The sequence below is a fragment of the Paraburkholderia sp. LEh10 genome (assembly GCF_017814945.1).
Classification (GTDB): Bacteria; Pseudomonadota; Gammaproteobacteria; order Burkholderiales; family Burkholderiaceae; genus Paraburkholderia.
Genome location: NZ_JAGIPX010000186.1, coordinates 1 through 1,832, shown reverse-complemented (window position 1 = coordinate 1,832; position 1,832 = coordinate 1). Strand labels below are relative to the sequence as shown.

1 protein-coding gene is annotated in these 1,832 nt (G+C 59.4%); it reads right to left on the bottom strand.

Translation table 11 applies throughout. The features are described 5' to 3' along the window. Positions 1-337: 337 nt before the first annotated feature. Positions 338-1,711 (bottom strand): IS30 family transposase, encoded by a 1,374-nt coding sequence (locus J8I87_RS43805; protein ID WP_209938861.1) that lies wholly within the window; start codon positions 1,709-1,711, stop codon positions 338-340. Between the last annotated feature and the right edge of the window lie 121 nt (positions 1,712-1,832).

The window sequence follows — 1,832 nt, the reverse complement described above, 5'->3', positions numbered from 1 at the left end:
TGTTGCGTGCACTCGACATGGCACTGCTGCAGCGACGCCACGAGGGTGTGATCCTGCATTCGGACCAGGGCGCCCAGCTTAGGTTCAAGGAGTCGTCGCAACAGCTAGTCATCAAGCTGGGTCTAAACGGCGGCCGAAATCCGACGCTAAACCGGCGTTGTGTGTTTTTTTGAGCGCGCACGCGTTGCTTTGGCTCCGCTTTCAAAAAGTCCCGTAGCAGTGTCAAGGGCAGGCGCAGCCTGGCGAAGCGGACCCTTTACGCTGCGAAGGGACGATATTCTGGGGTCATGGGAGCGGCGGCGTCCGCTCCTATGCAAGCGATTTTTCGTCCCGGCCGTCAACACTGGGGAAATAGTAACTCCTCGAGCGCTTCTCCTGGCGTCTTCCACCCGAGTGTTTTGCGTGGTCGGCAGTTTAGCGCGTTGGCGACCGCGTCGAGTTCACGCTCGGAGTATCGGCTGATGTCGGTTCCCTTTGGAAAGTATTGTCGAAGTAGGCCGTTGGTGTTCTCATCGGTTCCGCGCTGCCACGGGCTTTGTGGATCGCAGAAGTAAATTTCTAAGCCGGTTTCGATCTTTAGCTGCACATGTTGAGCCATCTCCGCTCCTTGGTCCCATGTCAGCGATTTACGCAAATGATCAGGGAGCGTGGCAATCTTCGTGGCGATAGCGTCGCGAACAGCCTCGGCTCCGTGACCCGCTAACGCTGGCCCGTGCTTCAGTCGCGTACCAGAACCGTGGCCAGGCATGGGAGGAAGATGTAGAAGCATCGTGAAGCGTGTTGTTCGTTCAACCAGGGTACCGATTGCGGAGCTGTTTAGGCCGATGATCAGGTCGCCCTCCCAGTGGCCCGGCACGGCGCGGTCATCAACTTCGGCCGGGCGCTCACTGATCATAACTTCGGAGGTGATAAAACTTTTTCCCCGTTGTCTCGTTCTGGCGCGTGGCACGCGCAGTGCCCGGCCCGTGCGCAGACATGCGCAAAGTTCTCGTCGTAGAGCCCCGCGGCCCTGAATATAGAGCGCCTGATAAATGGCTTCGTGGGAGATCCGCATAGACATATCGTCCGGATAGTCGACTTGCAAACGGCGACTGATCTGTTCTGGACTCCAACAGGTGCCCCAGCGTCGATCCGCCCGGCGACCGTGTCGTCGTCCTTTCCACGGTACGTTAGGGCCGGCAATCGGCTTGCCTTGTGAATCAGTGACCGCTCCGGCCAGTCGACTCTGAACATACGTTCTCAGCCGTTCGTTCTCTGCCAGCTTGGTGGCTTTCGGACGTTCCGCCGCACGCTCAGCCTTCCATTGGGCGACTGTGGCCCGATACGTTAGCATACCACTACGGGTCGCCGCGTTCCGGCGCAATTCTCGCGAGATGGTCGAAGGCGAGCGATGCAACTGTCGCGCGATCTCACGAACCCCGTTATCCTGAGCCCAGAGTAACGCGAGTTCTTCGCGTTCGGAAAACGACAGGTAGCGGCCAGAGCTTGGCGCCAGCTCGATCGGCGCCATGCCGCCCGCTTCACGGAACCATCGTGGACCTAGGGGTTGCGACACGCCGCACGCCGATGCTGCGGCTTCACTTTCCATTCCCTGAGCAATGCATTTCCAGAACGCTTGCTTCGTCTCCAGTTGATTGACACCTGGTCTGCCAGGCGATGGCATGATCGGCCTCCCTGTTTGTCGCGAGGCCCAACCTCGTGGCCTTCCCATTCAACACCTCCCATATTAGAGATGTTGCAACGACCGGTTGAATCCGCCCAGTACACGTCCATTGCCTTCGGCCGACGTTGTCGCGAGGCCGGCGTGCAACCGTCAATGGGGACGGCCGGCG